This is a genomic window from Erythrobacter sp. F6033 (assembly GCF_023016005.1).
Taxonomy (GTDB): Bacteria; Pseudomonadota; Alphaproteobacteria; order Sphingomonadales; family Sphingomonadaceae; genus Erythrobacter.
The window spans coordinates 73,133-87,690 of record NZ_JALKAZ010000002.1 but is presented as its reverse complement, the minus strand read 5'-3'; the positions used below and the strand labels follow the sequence as shown (position 1 = coordinate 87,690).

The window sequence follows — 14,558 nt, the reverse complement described above, 5'->3', positions numbered from 1 at the left end:
TTCTGTTTGGCGCCAGTGAGCGGGCGTAGCTCAGGGGTAGAGCACAACCTTGCCAAGGTTGGGGTCGGGCGTTCGAATCGCCTCGCCCGCTCCATTTTTTCAAAATTCGAAGCAGCAGTCAGAGGCTACCCCGCTTGGGGTCGTCTCTCTTCTGCGTTCGGATTTTGCACGGAACCCGTCAGTCATCGGTGGAATCGGGCCTTTCGTCGAGCGTGGACGAAAAGGGGTTGCGAAGAGGAACGAGCTTGCTAGAGCAATGTTACGTTATCACATTATCAAGATGAGTACCTCTCCCATGAAATTGATCGCATCCCGCATTGCTATGACAGCGGTGCTTGCCGTGGCCGCCGCACCTGCGTTGGCCGAAGAAGCTGCGCAAGAGAACCAGACCGAAAGCGGTGCACAGGATAAGGACGCTCCGGAAGATGACCTGCACAGCCGCGCGGTTGATTATCAGGGCAATATCATCGTCAGCGCGGCTGGTCTTGAGCAGCTTGATATCCTCGCCGGAACCAGTGTTTTCGAAGCGGAGCAAATTCAACGCAACCTGAACGGTCAGATCGGCGAAGTGCTCGCCAAATTGCCCGGCGTTTCCGCAACCAGCTTTGCGCCCGGTTCTTCGCGCCCTGTCTTGCGCGGTTTCCAAGGTGAGCGGGTGCGCGTGCTTGTGGACGGGATCGGTACGGCTGACGTCTCCAACACCTCGGTTGACCACGCGACCTCGATCGATCCGCTGACCGCAGAACGGATCGAAGTCCTGCGCGGGCCGGCTGTGCTCCTCTATGGTTCGCAAGCCATTGGCGGCGCGGTCAATGTGATCGACAAACGCATCCCGACGCGCGTTCCGGCCGAAGGCTTTCACCTCGATGCCTTGGTGGCGGCAGACACCGCAAGCGACCTCCGCACCGCCGGTGCATCGCTTGACGTGCCGATCGGTGACAATTTCGTGCTGCATGTAGATGGCAGCTGGCGCGAAACTGGCGACCTTGAAATCCCCGGCTTTCAGGTAGGCCCTGAACTGCGGGCTGAACTGCTCGAAGAAGCCGCCGAAGAAGAAGCCGAGGGCGAGCTTGAAGAAGCGGCAGAGTTCCGTGAAGCTGCCAATCAGGAAGACGTCATTCCGAACTCGGCCAGCGAAACCTATACGATCAATGGCGGCTTTGGCGTCATTCTCGGAGGAAGCACGTTTGGAGCATCGGTCGGCTATTACGACACCAATTATGGCGTCCCGACCCGTCCGGGCGCTGGCCATCACCACGGTGAAGAAGGCGAAGAGGGCGAAGAAGAAGGTGAGGAGGAAGGCGAAGAGCTCGTCACCATCGCACTTCAGCAGGTCCGCGCTGATTTCAAAGGTGACATTGCATTGGGCGATGGGTTCTTCTCCCGTTTGAAACTGCGGGCGGGCTATTCCGATTACACCCACACCGAATTTGAAGGCGATGAGGTTGGCACCACCTTCGACAGCGAAAGCATCGAAGCGCGGCTTGAACTCACGCAAAACGAAACCGGCCCATCGCGCGGCGGATTTGGTATTCAGTACCGCCACCGTGATTTCTTTGCCGAAGGCGCCGAAGCGTATGTGCCGCCTAACGTCACCGATCAGTTCGCTGTTTTCGGCCTGCAGGAATTCGGCAAGGGGCCGTTCCAGTTGGAACTCGCTGCCCGCTATGAAACCACTTCTGTCGAAGCAAGCACGCTGGGTATCGAGCGCGATTTCGATACGTTCTCCGGTGCTGCTGGCTTCATCTACGAAGCTGACGAAGCATTCCGCGCTGGTGTCAACCTTTCTCGCGCCGAGCGTGCACCGAGTGCCGAAGAGCTGTTCTCCGACGGCCCGCATATCGCAACGCAGGCGTTTGAAATCGGCGATGTCGACCTGTCCACCGAAAGCGCATGGGGCGTAGAAGCCTTCGCTCGCGGCACAGTCGGCGGTGTCACCTTCAGCGCGGCTGTGTTCAACCAGTGGTTCGACGATTACATCTATCTCACCGAAACCGGCCTGGAGGAAGATGATCTTCCCGTGTTCGTCTATCTCCAACAGGATGCCACCTATTTCGGTGTCGAAGGCGAGGTTTCCTTTCCTTTGTTCGACACCGGCAATTTCGGCCTGATCGCCGATTTCAACGGCTCGTATATCAATGCCGAGCTTGGCGATGGCACCAACGTCCCGCGCATTCCACCGCTCAGCTTCCTCGCTGGTCTCGAAGCGCAAACCAATGCGTTTGACGTGCGCGGCGAAGTGCAGTGGTTTGCCGAACAGGACCAGATTGCCGCATTCGAAACACCGACTTCGGATTTTGCGCTCGTCAACTTCCTCGTCGCGTGGCGTCCGCTGGCGAACAATGAGAACGTGTTTGTCCAGCTTTCCGCCGACAACGTATTTGACGTGAATGGCCGCCGCCATGCGAGCTTTACGAAAGACTTTGTCCCGCTGGCTGGCCGTAACATCCGGGCGAGCGTTCGCCTTAGCTTCTGATCCGGAAGTAGGAAAACGAAAGGGGCGGGCGCTGGCATAACCGGCGCTCGCCCCTTTTCATTTGACGTTTTGCCGCCGCTTAGTTTTCGGCGGTGAATTTCAGATCGGCATGCTCTTCAAGCCGCTTGACCAGAGCTTCGCCAAGGAATGAGCCCGGTGTCCCGATGCCGCCCGGCGCATCGCTTTCGGTCAGCGCGATGCCGGTTTCCGACAGCATCCGGCTGGTCGAGCCATAGCCCGGATCGTACTTGCCTTTGACGCTGTAATGCAGGCTCTCGCCATCGGGCATGTCAGCGACAAACAGCACATCGTAAAAGCCGTTCTCGCGCTCTTCCTTGCTCGGGCCTTCACCCGGTTTTGGCGGTTTCGCACCGAACGGGTTCTTCATCATTTCCGTCGCAGCCTCAGCCATTTTCTTGCCCGCATCGCCGGGGCTGGTGAGCATCATTTCATCATACTGGAAGTCTTCGCCGTAAGGGTGGCCCAGCAGGAAGTTGGTGCGGTGGACGTTCTTTGTATTGATCGGCGCCATCACAAACGGAGCGGCCCATTTGTCCAGATCCTTCTCGTAAGCGGGGATCATGCCCGAAGGCTGGCTTGGCCCTTCGAAACCCGGTGTCAGAGCAAACGGGCTGCGCATGACATTGATGAGCGACGGGTTCTTCGCCATTGCCTTCATCGTCGCGCCAAGGCTAGCTGCGGTGCCGCCCGAGAACGTGCCCGCCATCGCGCGCACGCGGCCACGAATTTTCGGAGCAGGCATGCCCCAGCGCTTTTGCGCTTCCTTCTGCGTCATCAACACGCCGAGATCGAACGGAATCGAGTCGAACCCGCTGGAGAAGCAGATGCGCGCACCCGATTTCTTGGCGTTCTCTTCATGCTCGGCGATCTTCTCCGCCATCCATGCAGGCTCGCCGGAAAGGTCGGCGTAATCGGTGCCGGTCGTCACGCAGGCCGCGACGAGATTGTCGCCGTAAAGCTGGTATGGGCCAACAGTGGTCAGGACGACTTTGGTGCGGTGGCACATCGCTTCGAGGCTAGCCATGTCATCCGCATCGGCGACCACCAGAGGCGTATCGGCAGGCGCGCCGATTTCATCGCGAACGGCTTCCAGTTTTTCCTGAGAGCGGCCAGCCATGGCCCATTTCGGGCCGTCATCACGGTTGCCGTAATGCTGATCAAGGTACTCGGCGACGAGGCGGCCGGTGTAACCGGTCGAGCCGTAGATGATGATGTCAAATTCTGGGGTAGCCATTCAGATTGTCTCCTTTGTCCCCGCAGCAATGCGCACGAGGGGTGCGAGAGTCAAAGTCGCGGGGAGGGCGCTTTGTTCCTGTGTAGGACACACATGACAGATTGGGCGAAGTGTCATCTGTGTCCTACATGAGTATATGCGGCGAAATCAGATGCTTGCTCGTGTAGGACGTGGGTGACAACTCTCCAACATGGCCGGCCTTTCATATTCGAGCCAATGTAGCGGGCGCAGCCAGACTAGCGCGGCGTGGACGAGTAGGAAAATTGGCCCGCAAATAAAGCTTTTTCGAAAGCGAGGTTTCCAAAAGAAGGGACCGCCCGGTTCCCCGAGCGGCCCAATATATCAAACCAAAGCTGGCTCTATTCAGAAGAAAGCGACACCCGGTTGCGAAACACCCATTCCGCTGCTTCATCGTCGAGAAAATCGACCTCTTTCGTGACGGTCAGGCTCTCTGCTTTGCGGGTCATGACTTCGCGGATGGCAGCGGGGCGATTGTCGTCTTCGCCGACCCGGGTAAATGTTATAGTCCAGCTATCGGCGATCGCGCCCGGCGCGAGACGCGCATTTTGCGTGTAGGTTTCGAACGGACGACCGGCGCGTGAAATGGCGACGTTCGTGTCCGCACCTGCAACATTGATCAAAGTCGTGATCCGCACAGGAAATCCGGGATCAGTGAATTCTGCCCGTTGGAGGAACGTGGTTTTGTCAGGGATCGTGTCGAATTCGACGCGCATTGGGATCGCCTGCATCGTATCCGATTGATAATCGCGATATTCGAGCTGACCCTGCCAATTCCCTTCCAATCCAGTGAAGGCATCCACTGCGGTTTGAGGAGCATCGGCGGTCGCTGCGGTGACTTGGGCAAGTGCGGCGAGAACGGTGAGAGATTGAAACATCGTTAGTCCTTTTTAAGAGGCGTGGGCCCGATTGGCCGTCGCTGAAAAGACAGATGGCTCGGAATTCTTGCCCGCGCGTCTCACATCCCAAAACGCTGTACGTTTATGCGTTCTGAGACGTTTCGCGCCTGAAGGCAGATGGTGTCATGCCATGGTGCGCCCGGAAGGAGCGGTTGAAGCTGGCTTTGGAATTGAAGCCGCACTCCAACGCCGTGCGGAGAATATCGGCAGATGCATCCACGGCAAGCCGCTCTGCGACCGCTTCGCTCCGCATCCCATTGATCAGAGCGGACCAGTTCATTCCGAACTGCTCATTCACCGCACGTGAGAGGTAGGACTGGTTCGTTCCAAGATGCCGTGCGGCGCGGGCAAGCGAGATTTCTGGATCTTCGTAAAGGCGATCTTGGCGGATTTGTTCAACCCAGCGGTTGGCGTCTTTCACGAGAGTCGGGCGAGGCTCGGCCTGTTTGTCCTCTTGCAAGCCTGCATCTAGGCCGAAGGGCATCGAGGGGAACGGCAAATGCGCATGGCGCCAGCCCTCGATTGCAAGCGCCGTGCCTAGGATAGCGATTACGATATACAGGCCCATCAGACCGCGATAGCTAAGCCCGATCACAGCATTGGTCACTTCGTAAACAGCCCATACTGCCAAAAGCGCAGCACCGCCGATCAGAATGTTCTGGAGCCAACGCGCTGCAAAACGGTCATCGTCGCTCCGCTCACTCGCCAGCCACACGCGGTAGCGGCGGAGCAACAGCCAGCTCAAACGCCCGTACATTGCAAAGCCAACGACAATGCCGAGAGAGACCACAATGTCGAACCCGCCAGAGGAAATGCGCGCCCAGGTCGATTTCGCATCAGCAGGCAGCAGGAAACTGATCACCATCACAGCGCCGAATATAATCGGGGCGGCAAGATGGAGGCTGAGCCTTCCCGGAAGCCGGCCATGGACGAGCGCGAACAGATAGAAATAGAACAGCGGGGCGACCGCTAGAGGATGTGAGAAGGGGGCGAAGCTGAGCCATTGCCAGCGATCATAAAAACCAGCGAACCCTATTGCCCATGGCGTAAGTGTCCCAACCAAAACGACGAGTAAGATCGCGAGTGACCGGTTCGCGGTGTGGTTTGCCAAAGCTCGGGTTAGGGCGGTTGCGATGACCAGCATGGCAAGTATTGGCGGGATAAGGATCGCCGTTCGCCAGCCAAGAACAAGCCCGTCCCACATTGCCTTCTACAACCGTGGCAGCGTCACCCCGCGCTGGCCCATATATTTGCCCGCGCGGTCTTTGTAGCTGGTCTCGCAGCGCTCGTTCCCTTTCAGGAACAGAAACTGGCACGCGCCTTCATTGGCGTAGATTTTTGCAGGCAGCGGCGTGGTGTTGGAAAATTCCAGCGTCACGTGGCCTTCCCAGCCCGGCTCAAGCGGGGTGACATTCACGATGATACCGCAGCGCGCATAGGTGCTTTTGCCTAGGCAGATGACCAGCACGTCTTCGGGTACGCGGAAATACTCGACGGTGCGTGCCAGAGCAAAGGAGTTGGGCGGGATGATGCAGACATCGGTTTCGCGATCAACGAGGCTGTTTGCGTCGAATTTCTTTGGATCGACCGTCGCAGAGTTCACATTGGTGAAAATCTTGAACTCTGGCGCAACCCGCGCGTCGTACCCGTATGAGCTGAGCCCGTAAGAGATCACACCATCGCGGCGCTGCGCTTCCTCAAACGGCTCAATCATGCCGTTGGTTTGAGCCTGCTCACGAATCCATTTGTCTGAAAGAATAGCCATGACGCAGTGATTCCCGAAGGGCGCGGACGGGGCAAGCGTTGGCGTAGTTTTAGGTGTGGGAGGATTGACGCGCTGCCATATTCATTGACGCCTATATTGAGGGATCAAGGGGCGCCATGATTGGGGAATGCGCTTCTAATAACTCCCAAGAGTCGAGCGGAATTCCGTATTCATCCAAGCATGACTCCATGGCATCTGAAAGATCGTCGAAGAGGTCATCTCGGATGCAGGCGGCATCGTCGACGTTCTTGAAGTAGAGGCAGTAGGTCCCAAAACTGTATGTTTCCAAGATGAACTTGCCATCATTGAAAACAACCGAGTGAGCTGTGATCAGCCGTGGATTCTCGGACAAGGTCATTGCTTCTCTTTCGTCCGTCCTTTGCCATCAAACAGCCATTTATCACCCCATTCGCGCATCGCGCCCATAACGGGGGCCAGCTCGCGGCCAGCCTCTGTCAGTTTGTACTCGGCGCGGCGTCCTTCGGGAGGGTCGCGTTCCAGAATTCCATGCTCGACCAGAGCGGTAAGGCGCGATGTCAGCGCGGCGCGATTGATGCCGGTATTGGGCAGAAATTCTTCAAACCGTGTCGCTCCTAAAAATGCTTCGCGCACAATCAGAATGACCCATCGGTCCCCGAGAATGCGCGACGCCCGGCCAACGGGACAGGGAGACGTGGAAAGCTCGAGCGGGTTCATAGGTCTGCATTTTAGACTTGACCAAGCAAAGCACAAGCGTGATTGAATTAAGTCTTATTTCCAGACTTAAGGATTTGAATATGTCCAGACCCGGTTTCGATAATGAACAGCAAGTGCTCGATTATATGAAAAGGATCGCAGTCGGGCGGTCTGGGTTCAGCAGCTTTCTGGAGCTTGAGCCGGTTCGTTGCTGGGAGGGGGTGGCCGAGATCGAGATGGATGTTCGGCCGGAAATGACTCAGCATCACGGCTTTGCTCACGGTGCCATCGTCGGATTGATGGCTGATAATGCCTGCGCATGGGCGGCCAGTTCCGCTGTCGGCGATGTGGTGACGGGCAGCTACACGATCAATTTCCTCGCCCCGGCAAAGGGCGCAAAGCTGCGGTCCAAAGGCAGCGTTGTGAAAGCGGGCAAGCGGCAGGTCGTCGTGCGCGCGGATGTGTGGTCAGAAGACGGAGGCAGCGATCCAGTGCTTGTCGCGGTGGCTCAAGCGACCATCGTGCCGACTGGCATAGCGACTTCGAAAGCGAGCTGAGCTTCCGCTCCTATATCTGCTTTGCGCCAAGCTGCGGGTTGAGCGCCGTGACGTGATTGAGCCATTTTTTCGGGCGGCGCAGCATGTCTTCAGGATATTCAACCTTCAGGCCGAGTATCTTCGCCATTGTGCCTACAAAGTGGATGCAGTTGCGCGTGTCGAGGCTGTAATATTTGCCCGGCGCGTTCTGCCATTTGTCCTTTTCGGCGATGATCCGGTAATATTGCTCGTCGGTAATCGTCATCGAGAAATGGCGATTGGTTTTCTTGATAAATTTCGGCTTTTCGGCGAGCACCATATGCTCCACCGGCCCGCGCAGAACCGCTGTGGTCGCCTTGCGGGCGGAGAAGCCGTAATTCTCGTTCACCGCTTTGCCGTTCGATTCCAGCGTGCCTTCCAGCACAAAGAATGTGTGCGGGTACCGTCCAAACAGCACCGATCCGTTCACGCTGTGAAAGTGGATCTGCACATCGGCGAGCGCAGGGCCGCTCCAGACGAGCGCGAGCAGGGTGAAAAGGTGAATCAGAAACTTGGGCATGAAGCGCTTTTATCGCGCAACCCCGTCTGCCCGCAAGTAAACCTTTTTAGCTCGCGAGCAGAGTGGCGTTGCCGCCCGCCGCTGTTGTGTCGATGCAGGTCACGCGCTCGGTTGCAAAACGGGCGAGATAGTTCGGGCCGCCCGCTTTGGGACCGGTGCCGGACAAGCCTTCGCCGCCGAATGGCTGGCTTTCGACAATCGCCCCAATTTGGTTGCGGTTGACGTAGAAATTGCCGACTTTCGCGCGGGCCTGAACAAAGCGGCGCGTGGCGGCGATGCGACTGTGCAGGCCAAGCGTCAGGCCGTATCCGGTCGCGTTGATATCTTCGATGACCTGACTCAGCTCTTCGGATTTGAACCGCGCCACATGCAGGACAGGGCCGAAGTTTTCACGGTTCAGATCGAGGATCGAATCCACCTCGATAATGGTCGGCGCGACGTAGCAGCCTTTGTCGGTGCCTTCAGGCATGAAGCAACGCGTTACGTTACGCTCGGAAGCGATGCTGCGTGCGACATGGCGTTCAAGCGCGGCTTGTGCGTCCGGATCAATCACAGGGCCGACATCGGTGGCGAGGTCCGCCGGATCGCCGACATGCAGGGCCTCGAATCCGCCGCGGATCATCTCCAGCATTTCATCGGCGACGTCATCTTGCAGATACAGCACACGCAATGCCGAGCACCGCTGACCCGCCGACTGGAATGCGCTCGCCAGAACATCGCGCACGACCTGCTCGGGCAGCGCCGATGAATCGACTATCATCGCATTTTGGCCGCCGGTTTCCGCGATCAAAGTCGCAATCGGCCCGTCGCGTCCAGCGAGCGATTGGTTGATCAGGCGGGCCGTCTCGGTCGAGCCGGTAAAAGCGACGCCAGCGATGCGGGGATCGGACGTGATGAGCTGACCCACTTCGCCTGCACCGGGCAGCAGTTGCAGTGCCTCTGGCGGGATACCCGCATCATGCATCAGCTTCACGGCAAGCGCCGCAGTGAGCGGGGTTTGCTCCGCTGGTTTGGTGATCACGGCATTGCCCGCCGCGAGTGCAGCCGAGGCCATGCCGGTGAAGATCGCGAGCGGGAAATTCCACGGGCTGATCGTGGCGAAAACGCCGCGGCCGTGCATGCGAAGCGTGTTTTCCTCACCGGTCGGGCCGGGCAGATAAAGCGGCTCGTCAAACTGGCGGCGCGCCTCTGCGGCGTAATACCGCAGAAAGTCGACCGCTTCGCGCAGTTCGGCCACGCCATCGAGCAGAGTCTTTCCCGCTTCGCGCTGGCAAAGAGATAGAAACTCGTCGGTATGCGCTTCGAACTGGTTGGCGGCTTCTTCCAGCAACAACGCGCGCGCTTCTCCGCCCAATGCGTCCCAGCCCGGCTGGATCGCTTCGGCGCGGGCGAATGCGGCGTCCACTTCCTCTGCGGTCGCATCGCGGCGGGTGCCGACCTCAGCCGTGAGGTCATGCGGCATTGTGATCGGCGCGATTTCGCCGGGTTCTTCGGCGGGGAAGGTTGGTTCAGCGCGCCATTGAATGCTTTCCAGACGCTTCAAACGCTCCTGAAGCGGGCCAAGCACCAGCGGATCGGACAGATCGACTCCGGCGCTGTTGACGCGCTCTCCAAGAATATCGCGCGGCAGCGGAATGGCGGTGTTGCGGCGCGGCGACATTGCGGCGAGTTCTTCGACCGGATCGCCAACCAATTCGCTGGCCGGAATATCGGCGTCGCCCATGCGGTTTACAAAGCTGGTATTGGCTCCGTTTTCGAGCAAGCGGCGCACGAGATAGGCGAGCAATTCTTTGTGTCCGCCAACGGGCGCGTAGATGCGCACAGGCGTGCGATCATTGCCCTCGATCTTGCCGAGAGCATCGAAGACTTCTTCGCCCATGCCGTGGAGGCGCTGGAACTCAAAGCCCCGCCCCTTCGCCATCTCTTTCACAGCGGCCACGGTGTAGGCGTTGTGCGTCGCAAAGGCCGGGCGGATCACGTCGTCATGCTCGAACAGGCGAGCCGCGCAGGCGAGGTAGGATACGTCGGTGGCCAGCTTGCGCGTGAAGACCGGATAATCGGTGTATCCGCCGACCTGGCTGACCTTGATCTCGCTATCCCAATAAGCGCCTTTGACAAGCCGCACGAACAGCTTGCGCCCATGCCGCCGCGCGAGTTTGGCCACCCAATCACACAGCGGCACGCCGCGTTTCTGATAGGCTTGGATCGCAAGGCCGAACCCGTCCCAACGCGATCCGTCTTCGCGAGTGAACAGTTGATCATCACTGACGAGCGTCTCGATAATGTCGAGCGAAACCTCAAGCCGTTCTGCTTCCTCGGCATCGAGCGTAAAGTGAATATCCGCATCGCGGGCTTTCATCGCGAGACGTTTGACGATCGGCACGATGTCCTGCCGCGCTTCTTCGGCGTGGAGATAGCCGTATTTCGGGTGCAGCGCCGACAATTTGACCGAGATACCCGGTGACGGGCCAACCCCGCCTTTCGCTTCGCTCGCCAAACGATCAATCGCGCCTTCATACGCAGATGCATAGCGCGCGGCATCGGCGAATGTCATCGCCGCTTCGCCCAGCATGTCAAACGAATGGGTAAGGCCTTTTGCGCGTTCCGGCTTGGCGCGTTTGAGCGCTTCGCCGATAGTCCGGCCAAAGACGAACTGCCCGCCGAGAATGCGCATCGCCTGCAAAGTCGCTTTGCGAATTACAGGTTCGCCCAGACGGTTCATCGTGCCTTTCAGCACGCGGCCCATGCCCTTCTGGTGTTCCTCGGGACGTTCCAGAACTTCGCCGGTCAGCATCAGGGAGAACGTCGCAGCGTTCACGAATGTCGATGAGCTTTCGCCCAGATGATCGCCCCATTCGATCTCGCCGATCTTGTCGCGGATCAGAGCATCGGCGGTCTCTTCATCTGGCACGCGCAGCAAGGCTTCGGCGAGACACATCAGCGCGATGCCCTCTTCGGTATCGAGGCCGTATTGTTGCAAGAACGCATCCACGCCGCTCGCCTTTTGCGCGCGGGCACCATTGATCAGATCAATCGCCAGATCAGCCGCAGCATCCGCCACCTTTCGCGCGGGCGCGGCCTGTTCGATGCGCTGCGCGATGCACGCTTCCTCTTCGGCGCGATAAGCGCGGCGCAACTCTGCGCGGTCGAGGAAATGGGCGGTGTTGTCTGGCAATGCGTTCGTGGTCACGTCGTGATGGTCTCTTTTCCCTGTAGCATCTCCGCCGCTGCCCATGCTGGATGGACGATGCGACTCGGACTTCTGAGCCCGATTTGCACCCGCAAAGCCGCGACATCAAGCAAAGTCGAACGCAGTTGGCCGCATGTGTTGCCGCTTGATCGGGGACGGCGGGCTAGGTACGATCATCCGATGGCCAAATTCTGCTTTTATTGTCGCGATGGTGAGAACAGCGAGACGCTGCGTGCGGTCCACCTTGAAGCCCAGCGGGAATGGATGGCCCAGCATGACGAGAACTATCTCGCCGCAGGGCCTCTGACGAACAAGAACGGCGATTTTGTCGGTTCGCTGCTGATTATCGAAGCCGAAGACGAAGCGGCAGCGCGAGCAACCGTGAACGACGATCCCTATCTGGTCGGCGGCGTGTGGCAGTCGATCCGGGTGGACAAATTTGAGCCGGTTAAGGGGCGCTGGAAGGCAGAGTGATGGGAGCGGGGCCTAGCCGCTTTTTTGTTCGATGCCGCCGCGACCTTCTGGAGTGAGTACGGCCGAATCAAAGATGACGTGCTCCTCAATCGCCATTCCATCTTTGATCCGAAAACGGTCTACGCCGCGATAGGTCCGCTGTTCGCCGTGAAGGCGGGCAGATGCCTCCCAAGCGATGTAGAGTATCTCGCCGTTGCCTGCGCAGTCCATCGGGGTGACGGTCATGTCCTCGAACGTTGGCAAGGCTTCTCCCATCCATGCGGCGTATTGCGCGCCTGTCATAAAGCCCGCACCAGTGAAATGGATGGTCGCTTCGGGCGCAATGAGTTCTGCGACGCGATCACCCGACGGTGCGGCCCAGAACGACTTGAAGCGTTCATAGAAGTCTTGATGTTCGGGTGAGAGTGATGCGTTAGACATAGGACTATCCATTTGAAGAGTGGTGTGGTTAGTCATATATGTGCGCAGCGCACATATCGTCAATCGGAAAGTGAGTGCAATTGTTTTGAGCGAGATAAATGATGGATAGCACCGTAAACCTTTTGGGTGCCTTGGGGCTGGCAGTGGCCGATCGGATTCAGGCATCCGCGCTCGATATTTTGCACCGGGCGGGCGAAACCCCTGCGGCTTTGGTCGTGATCGGTTATGGCTTTGGCCTGTCGAATGACCGGCTGGGGAAGGTCTTGCAGTTGAGCCATCCGGGCACCGTGCGATTGATCGACAGACTGGTCGCTGACAATCTTGTTGAGCGCCGCAGTGGGAGCGACAAACGCTCCAACGCACTTTATTTGACTGACGCTGGAATGGAAAAGCGAGAGGAACTGTTGAAAGGGCGCTTGCTAGCCATTCGCCCTCTTGTTGAGTCTCTTGCGGACGAAGAGCGCGACATGCTGGATGATTTGTTGCGCAAGGTTTTGAAGTCGGCGAGTGACGACGATCTTGGGCGGCGCCGCATATGCCGGATGTGCGATAGCGAGAAATGCGCCAACTGCCCGATTCCCGCTGACTTTAAATCGTCCGAATAGGACTATGGTTGGCGCTGGGCTGTAAAGAGATCAGACTCACGCGCTGCACCGTTAGTTGAGCAAGCGCCCCGCCACCGCATCCAATTTTGCCAGCATGGCTGGCTCATGCTCATCCGGCGCTGTGATGACGGCATCATCCAGAGCGGTGTCGATTGGCGAAGCGGCGCGTTTTTTGGGCAGGCTTTCGATGAACTTGACGATGGTGTCGCGAGCCAATTCTCCATTCGCCTGCATCTGCGCGACGACCTGTGCGACATCGACCTGCTCGCCTTCGCGCCAGCAATCATAGTCGGTTGCCATGCCGATCAGGGCGTAAGGTAACTCCGCCTCGCGGGCCAGCTTTGCCTCTGGCATGGCTGTCATTCCGATGACATCGGCGCCCCATTGGCGGTACATCAGGCTTTCGGCGCGGGTCGAGAATTGCGGTCCTTCCATCGCGAGATAGGTCGCGCCGACGGCGACTTTGCCTTTGCAGGCGGCGATGGCTTTTCCGGCCATTTCTGACAGGCGCGGGCAGACGGGATCGGCCATGGAGACATGGGTGACAAAGCCGCTGCCGAAGAATGTGCTTTCGCGATTTACGGTGCGATCGATGAATTGTTCGACCACGACAAAGCGCCCCGGCTCGATCTGTTCGCGCAGCGATCCGATGGCGGAGATTGCGAGGATATCGGTGCAGCCTGCGCGTTTCAGCGCATCGATATTGGCGCGGCTGTTCAGCTCACTGGGCGAGACGGGATGGCCGCGTCCGTGGCGCGGCAGGAAGCGGACTTTGACATCGCCGATGCGCCCGCACAGCACTTCATCCGAAGGCTCACCCCATGGGGTTTCAATCGCGATCCACTGCTCGTCTTCGAGGCCCTCTATATCGTAGAGTCCCGATCCGCCGATGATCCCGATGCACCATTCGCTCGCCATGTTTGCGCGTCCCGCTCTTACTTGGTTTGACCGCGCAGAGCCTTAGGTCAGGTCAAACAGATCGGGCAAGGTCTTGCGAATGAACTTGTTAGCTTTTGCGAAAGGTCCTGCGATGGATGGGCGCGCAGAAACGCGGTCATAATGCGCCGCAAGTTTCGGATAATCGCCCAGCGGCATGTTCGCGACCAACGCGATTTGTATAAGCGTTGCCGTTACGGAAATATCGGCAATCGACAGCGTATCTCCGGCGTAATACTCGCTCTCGCCCAGCGCATTATCGAGGAAGGTAAGGATCGCTGGCATTTCGCCCGACCAAGTGGTTTTGGCTTTTTCAAGATCAGGGTCTTTGCCTTGCAGCGCATTGAAAAAGATAGGCCGGAAAATGCCGAGCCCGCCCGTCGCGGCGAGATGGGTGTCGGAATATTCCTCAATAAAAAGCGCGCGGCCATGGGCGAATGGCTCGGCCGGATAGAGCGCAGGTTCGGGATGCTTTTTCTCGACATAGGCGCAGATCGCGGAGCTATCGGCGATGGTGCCCGCGATGCCTTCTTCGGCGATTGAGCGGTCGCGCAGAACCGGAATACGCTTCATCGGTGAGATGTCACGAAACCATTGCGGCGGGTTGAAGACATCGACCGCCTCGACATCGAATGCGACGCCCTTTTCTATGCAAAGCGCAGCCGCCTTGCGCAGGAAAGGCGAAAGCGGGCTGCCATACAGTACGAGATCATTGGGGGCGTCGGTCATCTGTGTCTCCTCTTTGCGATT

General features: G+C 58.4%; 15 protein-coding genes and 1 tRNA gene. 5 read left to right on the top strand and 11 right to left on the bottom strand.

What is annotated here, in order from left to right:
* Nucleotides 1-19 precede the first annotated feature (19 nt).
* Nucleotides 20-94, top strand: a tRNA-Gly gene (locus MWU39_RS12460).
* A 186-nt stretch (nucleotides 95-280) separates the two neighbouring features.
* Nucleotides 281-2,476 (top strand): TonB-dependent receptor, encoded by a 2,196-nt coding sequence (locus tag MWU39_RS12455; protein WP_247160463.1) that lies wholly within the window; start codon nucleotides 281-283, stop codon nucleotides 2,474-2,476.
* A 79-nt stretch (nucleotides 2,477-2,555) separates the two neighbouring features.
* Here the strand turns inward: MWU39_RS12455 and MWU39_RS12450 are convergent, their stop codons facing one another.
* From MWU39_RS12450 to MWU39_RS12425, 6 genes are all read right to left on the bottom strand, one after another.
* Entirely contained in the window at nucleotides 2,556-3,731 is a 1,176-nt protein-coding gene (locus MWU39_RS12450; RefSeq protein ID WP_247160462.1) for a saccharopine dehydrogenase NADP-binding domain-containing protein, read from the bottom strand.
* A 359-nt stretch (nucleotides 3,732-4,090) separates the two neighbouring features.
* The gene (locus MWU39_RS12445) at nucleotides 4,091-4,627 is read right to left on the bottom strand and encodes a hypothetical protein (RefSeq protein WP_247160461.1); all 537 of its coding nucleotides are present in this window, start codon (nucleotides 4,625-4,627) and stop codon (nucleotides 4,091-4,093) included.
* 103 nt (nucleotides 4,628-4,730) lie between these two features.
* Nucleotides 4,731-5,792 carry a helix-turn-helix domain-containing protein gene (locus tag MWU39_RS12440; protein WP_247160460.1) on the bottom strand — a complete coding sequence of 354 codons (1,062 nt, stop codon included), beginning with the start codon at nucleotides 5,790-5,792 and terminating at the stop codon, nucleotides 4,731-4,733.
* A 66-nt stretch (nucleotides 5,793-5,858) separates the two neighbouring features.
* Complete coding sequence (gene dcd / locus MWU39_RS12435; protein ID WP_218404148.1) at nucleotides 5,859-6,413, bottom strand: dCTP deaminase; 555 nt, start codon at nucleotides 6,411-6,413, stop codon at nucleotides 5,859-5,861.
* 91 nt (nucleotides 6,414-6,504) lie between these two features.
* Complete coding sequence (locus MWU39_RS12430; protein WP_247160459.1) at nucleotides 6,505-6,771, bottom strand: hypothetical protein; 267 nt, start codon at nucleotides 6,769-6,771, stop codon at nucleotides 6,505-6,507.
* Nucleotides 6,768-7,109: a helix-turn-helix domain-containing protein gene (locus tag MWU39_RS12425; RefSeq protein ID WP_247160458.1), complete on the bottom strand. Its 342-nt coding sequence runs from the start codon at nucleotides 7,107-7,109 to the stop codon at nucleotides 6,768-6,770. The genes MWU39_RS12430 and MWU39_RS12425 overlap by 4 nt, the downstream gene beginning before the upstream one ends.
* Before the next feature lie 80 nt (nucleotides 7,110-7,189).
* Between MWU39_RS12425 and MWU39_RS12420 the strand changes: the two genes are divergently transcribed.
* The gene (locus MWU39_RS12420; RefSeq protein ID WP_247160457.1) at nucleotides 7,190-7,645 is read left to right on the top strand and encodes a PaaI family thioesterase; all 456 of its coding nucleotides are present in this window, start codon (nucleotides 7,190-7,192) and stop codon (nucleotides 7,643-7,645) included.
* A gap of 10 nt (nucleotides 7,646-7,655) precedes the next feature.
* Here MWU39_RS12420 and MWU39_RS12415 read toward each other — a convergent pair whose 3' ends face one another.
* Nucleotides 7,656-8,183 (bottom strand): hypothetical protein, encoded by a 528-nt coding sequence (locus tag MWU39_RS12415; RefSeq protein ID WP_247160456.1) that lies wholly within the window; start codon nucleotides 8,181-8,183, stop codon nucleotides 7,656-7,658.
* 46 nt (nucleotides 8,184-8,229) lie between these two features.
* Nucleotides 8,230-11,373 carry a bifunctional proline dehydrogenase/L-glutamate gamma-semialdehyde dehydrogenase PutA gene (gene putA, locus MWU39_RS12410; RefSeq protein WP_247160455.1) on the bottom strand — a complete coding sequence of 1,048 codons (3,144 nt, stop codon included), beginning with the start codon at nucleotides 11,371-11,373 and terminating at the stop codon, nucleotides 8,230-8,232.
* A gap of 180 nt (nucleotides 11,374-11,553) precedes the next feature.
* Between putA and MWU39_RS12405 the strand changes: the two genes are divergently transcribed.
* Nucleotides 11,554-11,847: a YciI family protein gene (locus tag MWU39_RS12405; protein ID WP_247160454.1), complete on the top strand. Its 294-nt coding sequence runs from the start codon at nucleotides 11,554-11,556 to the stop codon at nucleotides 11,845-11,847.
* 12 nt (nucleotides 11,848-11,859) lie between these two features.
* Here the strand turns inward: MWU39_RS12405 and MWU39_RS12400 are convergent, their stop codons facing one another.
* Nucleotides 11,860-12,267: a nuclear transport factor 2 family protein gene (locus MWU39_RS12400; protein ID WP_247160453.1), complete on the bottom strand. Its 408-nt coding sequence runs from the start codon at nucleotides 12,265-12,267 to the stop codon at nucleotides 11,860-11,862.
* 101 nt (nucleotides 12,268-12,368) lie between these two features.
* Between MWU39_RS12400 and MWU39_RS12395 the strand changes: the two genes are divergently transcribed.
* Nucleotides 12,369-12,872, top strand: a complete 504-nt coding sequence (locus MWU39_RS12395) for a MarR family transcriptional regulator (protein WP_247160452.1) — start codon at nucleotides 12,369-12,371, stop codon at nucleotides 12,870-12,872.
* 51 nt (nucleotides 12,873-12,923) lie between these two features.
* On the opposite strand, the gene mtnP is transcribed toward MWU39_RS12395, so the two are convergent.
* Nucleotides 12,924-13,790 carry an S-methyl-5'-thioadenosine phosphorylase gene (mtnP, locus tag MWU39_RS12390; protein WP_247160451.1) on the bottom strand — a complete coding sequence of 289 codons (867 nt, stop codon included), beginning with the start codon at nucleotides 13,788-13,790 and terminating at the stop codon, nucleotides 12,924-12,926.
* A 42-nt stretch (nucleotides 13,791-13,832) separates the two neighbouring features.
* On the bottom strand, nucleotides 13,833-14,537 hold the full coding sequence (locus MWU39_RS12385; RefSeq protein WP_247160450.1) for a glutathione S-transferase family protein: 705 nt from the start codon (nucleotides 14,535-14,537) through the stop codon (nucleotides 13,833-13,835).
* Nucleotides 14,538-14,558: the final 21 nt, after the last annotated feature.

Coding starts and splice junctions, on each gene's coding strand:
- mtnP (WP_247160451.1), bottom strand. CDS start 13,790: ATGGCGAGCGAATGGTGCATCGGGATCATCGGCGGATCGGGACTCTAC.
- dcd (WP_218404148.1), bottom strand. CDS start 6,413: ATGGCTATTCTTTCAGACAAATGGATTCGTGAGCAGGCTCAAACCAAC.
- MWU39_RS12415 (WP_247160456.1), bottom strand. CDS start 8,183: ATGCCCAAGTTTCTGATTCACCTTTTCACCCTGCTCGCGCTCGTCTGG.
- MWU39_RS12395 (WP_247160452.1), top strand. CDS start 12,369: ATGGATAGCACCGTAAACCTTTTGGGTGCCTTGGGGCTGGCAGTGGCC.
- MWU39_RS12420 (WP_247160457.1), top strand. CDS start 7,190: ATGTCCAGACCCGGTTTCGATAATGAACAGCAAGTGCTCGATTATATG.
- MWU39_RS12405 (WP_247160454.1), top strand. CDS start 11,554: ATGGCCAAATTCTGCTTTTATTGTCGCGATGGTGAGAACAGCGAGACG.
- MWU39_RS12440 (WP_247160460.1), bottom strand. CDS start 5,792: ATGCTGGTCATCGCAACCGCCCTAACCCGAGCTTTGGCAAACCACACC.
- MWU39_RS12450 (WP_247160462.1), bottom strand. CDS start 3,731: ATGGCTACCCCAGAATTTGACATCATCATCTACGGCTCGACCGGTTAC.
- MWU39_RS12455 (WP_247160463.1), top strand. CDS start 281: ATGAGTACCTCTCCCATGAAATTGATCGCATCCCGCATTGCTATGACA.
- MWU39_RS12430 (WP_247160459.1), bottom strand. CDS start 6,771: ATGACCTTGTCCGAGAATCCACGGCTGATCACAGCTCACTCGGTTGTT.
- MWU39_RS12445 (WP_247160461.1), bottom strand. CDS start 4,627: ATGTTTCAATCTCTCACCGTTCTCGCCGCACTTGCCCAAGTCACCGCA.
- MWU39_RS12400 (WP_247160453.1), bottom strand. CDS start 12,267: ATGTCTAACGCATCACTCTCACCCGAACATCAAGACTTCTATGAACGC.
- MWU39_RS12385 (WP_247160450.1), bottom strand. CDS start 14,537: ATGACCGACGCCCCCAATGATCTCGTACTGTATGGCAGCCCGCTTTCG.
- MWU39_RS12425 (WP_247160458.1), bottom strand. CDS start 7,109: ATGAACCCGCTCGAGCTTTCCACGTCTCCCTGTCCCGTTGGCCGGGCG.